Annotated in this window: 3 protein-coding genes and 1 pseudogene; 2 read left to right on the forward strand and 2 right to left on the reverse strand. The window is 49.5% G+C overall.

Annotation, left to right across the window (positions count from 1 at the left end):
* Positions 1–2092: RelA/SpoT family protein (locus tag VIR50_RS00010; protein WP_331933102.1), on the forward strand; the 2092-nt coding region annotated here is incomplete at its 5' end.
* Between the two features lie 82 nt (positions 2093–2174).
* Positions 2175–3470 (forward strand): glycoside hydrolase family 28 protein, encoded by a 1296-nt coding sequence (locus tag VIR50_RS00015; protein ID WP_331933103.1) that lies wholly within the window; start codon positions 2175–2177, stop codon positions 3468–3470.
* Between the two features lie 441 nt (positions 3471–3911).
* Here the strand turns inward: VIR50_RS00015 and VIR50_RS00020 are convergent, their stop codons facing one another.
* Positions 3912–4457, reverse strand: coding sequence for a hypothetical protein (locus VIR50_RS00020; protein ID WP_331933104.1), 546 nt, complete (start codon positions 4455–4457; stop codon positions 3912–3914).
* Between the two features lies 1 nt (position 4458).
* Positions 4459–4636: pseudogene (locus tag VIR50_RS00025) on the reverse strand (transcriptional regulator); the annotation flags it as partial.

The raw sequence follows: 4636 nt of genomic DNA on the forward strand, positions 1-4636 counted from the left end.
TATCATGCACCCCATCGCCGTGGCGCACATCGCTTGCAAGGAAATGGGACTGGGCTCAACCAGCATTTGCTCCGCCCTGCTCCACGATGTGGTCGAAGATACCGATTACACCGTAGAGGATATAGAGAATATCTTTGGCTCAAAAATTGCCAAAATCGTCGATGGTTTGACCAAAATCAGTGGCGGTATATTTGGTGAACACGCCTCGGCGCAAGCCGAGAACTTCAAGAAGTTGCTTCTCACCATGAGCGATGACATACGCGTTATCCTCATAAAGATATGCGACCGACTGCACAACATGCGCACGCTGGCCTCACAACCGGCCAACAAACAATACAAAATAGCCGGCGAAACGCTTTATATCTATGCGCCACTGGCCAACCGACTGGGCCTCAACAAGATAAAGACAGAGCTCGAAGACCTTAGCTTCCGCTACGAACATCCCGAGGAATATGCCAGCATAAAGAACAAACTCTCCTTCACAAAAGAGGAACGCGACAAGATGTTTGATGACTTTACCAAACCTATACGCGACTCTTTGGACCGAATGGGGATAGAATATGACATCAAGGCAAGGGTGAAAAGTCCTTATTCCATTTGGAATAAGATGCAGAATAAGCACGTTACTTTTGATGAAATTTATGACATATTGGCCGTCAGAGTCATATTTTCGCCCAAGACAAGGGAGGACGAAATCAACGAATGTTTCAACATTTATGTGGCCATAAGCAAGATTTACAAGAGCCATCCCGACCGCCTTCGCGACTGGCTTAACCATCCCAAGGCCAATGGCTATCAAGCGCTGCACGTAACATTGATGAGCAAACAGGGCCAATGGATTGAGGTTCAGATTCGTTCCGACCGCATGGACGAGGTGGCAGAGCAGGGCTTTGCCGCCCATTGGAAGTACAAGGAAGGCGGCGAATACAGCGAAGACGAGAACGAACTTAACGACTGGCTGAGCACCATTAAGGAGATATTGGACGATCCACAGCCCGATGCGATGGACTTCTTAGACGCCATTAAGCTCAATCTTTTTGCTTCCGAGATATTCGTTTTCACCCCCAAGGGCGAAATAAAGACCATGCCGGCAGGCTGTACGGCCCTCGACTTCGCCTTCCAAATCCACACTTTCATTGGCAGTCACTGCATTGGCGCAAAGGTAAACCATAAACTTGTGCCCCTAAGTCATAAGCTCCAAAGCGGCGATCAGGTAGAAATACTCACCAGCAAGTCGCAACACGTGCAGGAATCGTGGATAAACTTTGTCTACACCGCTAAGGCCAAAGGCAAGATACAGGCCATTTTAAGGCGAGATAATCGCGAGGTTCAGAAGCAGGGAGAGCAGGTTCTCAATAATTGGTTGGCCAAAAACGAGATTGAACTGACCACTCCCGTGCTCGACAAACTTTGCGAATTCCACGAGCTGCAGAAGCATGAGAGCCTCTTCTTTGCCTTGGGTAAGAAAACCATTATATTGGGTGAGAAGGACTTAGACGAGCTTTTGGGCAAGAACAACGGCTCCTCTTCCTACGGCATTAGCTGGCGCAAGTACGTTCCTTTCCTTGGAAAAGACAAGAAAAAGGGCAAGGACGGCGACGCCACAAAGGTAGAATACTACGTCGTCGACAAGAACTTCAACAAGAAAAAGCCCATCTTCATTACCGAGGACAATATAAACTCGTTTATCTTCCCGGGCTGTTGCCATCCTATTCCCGGCGATGACATCTTAGGATATATCGACAACAAGAACCGCATAGAGATACACAAGCGGGCCTGCCCCATAGCCACCAAGCTCAAATCGAGCTTCGGCAATCGCATACTCGACGCCAAGTGGGACATGCACAAGCAGCTATTCTTCAACGCGACGATAGAAATCCGAGGTATCGACCGCAAGGGATTGCTTTCCGACGTGTCGAAAATCATATCTGACAAGATGGACATCAACATCCACAAAATCACCATCAGCAGTGGCGACGGCATATTTGAAGGCGCCATAGAGATAAAGGTGCACGACCGCGATGAGGTGAAAATCATCATGGAAAACCTCAAACAAGTGAAAGACTTGCAGGAAGTTCAGCAGATTATGTAACCCTAAATACCCTATGGAGGGATGGCAGTAAGACAATAGGTCTTTACTCCCATCCCTCCTTTTCTTTTATTCTTATCTACCCATGTTTTTACTCCTATCTATCCTAATCAATGTGCTGACGCTTGGCGCGATAGGCGACAATAAGACCGATAACACGCTACTCATCGACCAAGCCATAGCTACCTGCGCCCAACGGGGCGGCGGCACCGTGGTCATTCCTCAAGGAATATTCCTCACCGGCACGCTCCACATGCGCAGCAACGTGACCCTTCGGCTCGAGAAAGGCGCCGTACTGCGGGGTATCAACGACCTGAAAGCCTACGAGAAGCTCACGACGACCCACGACTTGTCAAAATACGAGAGTGGCAGAGGGTCGGTTAACTTCAACAGCGCCTCCGATCCCGAGTGGTCAAAGGCCATGATACAATTCATCAACATACGCAATGCCGGCATTGAAGGATCCGGAACCATCGACGGACAGCACGTGGTCAATCCCCAAGGCGAGGAACACATGCGGGGTCCTCACACCCTTCTCATCGTCAATGGCGACCGCCTTCGTTTCAAGGATTTCAAGATTACACGATCCGCCAACTACGCTATTTTGGCCTACAACATAAGAAAGTCGAAGTTCAATAGGTTGAAAATCAGCGAGGGATGGGACGGTATTCACATCCGTAGCTGCGACGACGTGGCCATCACACGTTGCGAAATGCACACCGGCGACGACGCAATTGCCGGCGGATATTGGAACAATATCAAGATAACCCATTGCCTCCTGAACTCCTCTTGCAACGGTATTCGCATGATTATGCCGTCTACCAACATGGAGGTAGGCCACTGCGACATCTACGGACCGGGGCAAAACAAGCACATAACGTCGGGCAAAACCGCCTCCGACGCGGCCATCAGCTTAGAGCCCGGAGGCTGGGGACCGGCGCCGGGACGGTTGGATAACATCCACATTCACCATATACGGGCCACCCGGGTGCTCACGCCGCTATCGATGACGCTTAGCGACGACAATACCGCCGGCACCATCAAAATACATCATATCACGGCTTCGGCCATCACCCGCATGGCCCTTTCCTTGAAAAGCTGGGGCAAAAGCCGAACCCAAAAGGTAACGATCAGCCACGCCCAACTAACTTTTCAGGGCATAGACGACCCCAACCTGCCCCAATGGTTTGAGAACCGACCCTTCAGCCAATGGCCCGTATTTCCCTGCTGGGGCATGTATTTCAGGAATATAGATGAGGTAAAACTAAAAAACATCAGCCTTTCCTTCGACGGGAAGGACTACCGCAAGCCCATGATTTTCGACCATGTAGGAAACACGAAGCTGTCGAACATCAAGAGCAAGTCCCTCTCTCGTCCTTAAACCATCGGGCTATGGAAAGGCTACGGCGGCCCTCTCACCGATTGCGAAACATCTTTACAAAAGGTCAAAAATGCGTGCGTTATTTCCCACCGAGAAACTTTTGGTCGGAAATAACGCATTTTTCAGCGTTTTTATAACTATCTATTTATCAACTATTTACAAAAAACGAGTTATCCGAAGGCCTATTTTCTTCTTCCCGTTCATGGCCTTTTACCTTACCATAGTGGGCCTTTAACCCTACCGAAACGACCGTTTCATCCCATCAAAGCACCGTTTTCATCCCGCCAAATCACCTCTTTTACCCTTCCCGAACAGCCCATTCACCCCACGGCCACGCCCAAACGCCCCCTTCGGCGCTCGGCCATAGGCATGTGATTTTCTAAATGAAGCAATTTTGGAAAGCGTTTTTTAGGCAAATAATCTTTACATTTCACAGCCCTTTTACTTGCTGCGCTGCCATCTGCCCGCCTGCTCCTGATAAACACGAAGGCTGTCGCCGGCCCTCAAACGCAAGATATGGCTCGCTCCTTCCTCCGCTATCACTACGCGGGGCGTCTGCACTTGACCCTTCGGAAGGTCAATATCCTGCACCCAACGGGCCACAATGCCATTTACACGGTACACCTCCAAGCGAGAAACCGACCACTCATAAACGGCCTCAAAGCCCAAGGTTTGACAAACAATGTCGCGCTTCAGGAAAATAGAATAAAAGAGTACGAAAAGAAAAAGGGCCACGCTGCCTATAAAAGTAACCAGCCCGGCCAAGGTAAGATAAATCGTGTCGCCATACGGAATGCGACAATACAAATAACGAAAAAGCAAATCTGCCCAAATCCAAAGGCTGAAAGCAAAGACCAACCAGCTATAATACGTTAAATTAAATGCCAAATATACACCATAAGGAAGCAAATTCTCGGCCACCAAGACCACCGCTAACGCCGCCAAATTCACGGCGCCCAACACCTTATGATACCTATAAACATCCATCTTAAACCAAGCCGTCAAGATGGCGTTTCAGCTCTTTCAGCTCATCGCGCACGGCCACCAACGTTTCCATCACGGCCGCGCTGCGGTCTGCTCCCTCCCTATTCTCGCTCAACATCTTGCGTGCCGCGGCTATCTTAAAGCCACGAACCTTCACCAAGTTGTAGATAACTTTAATCTGA

The sequence above is a fragment of the Prevotella sp. genome (assembly GCF_036570325.1).
GTDB lineage: Bacteria > Bacteroidota > Bacteroidia > Bacteroidales > Bacteroidaceae > Prevotella.

Coding starts and splice junctions, on each gene's coding strand:
- VIR50_RS00015 (WP_331933103.1), top strand. CDS start 2,175: ATGTTTTTACTCCTATCTATCCTAATCAATGTGCTGACGCTTGGCGCG.
- VIR50_RS00020 (WP_331933104.1), bottom strand. CDS start 4,457: ATGGATGTTTATAGGTATCATAAGGTGTTGGGCGCCGTGAATTTGGCG.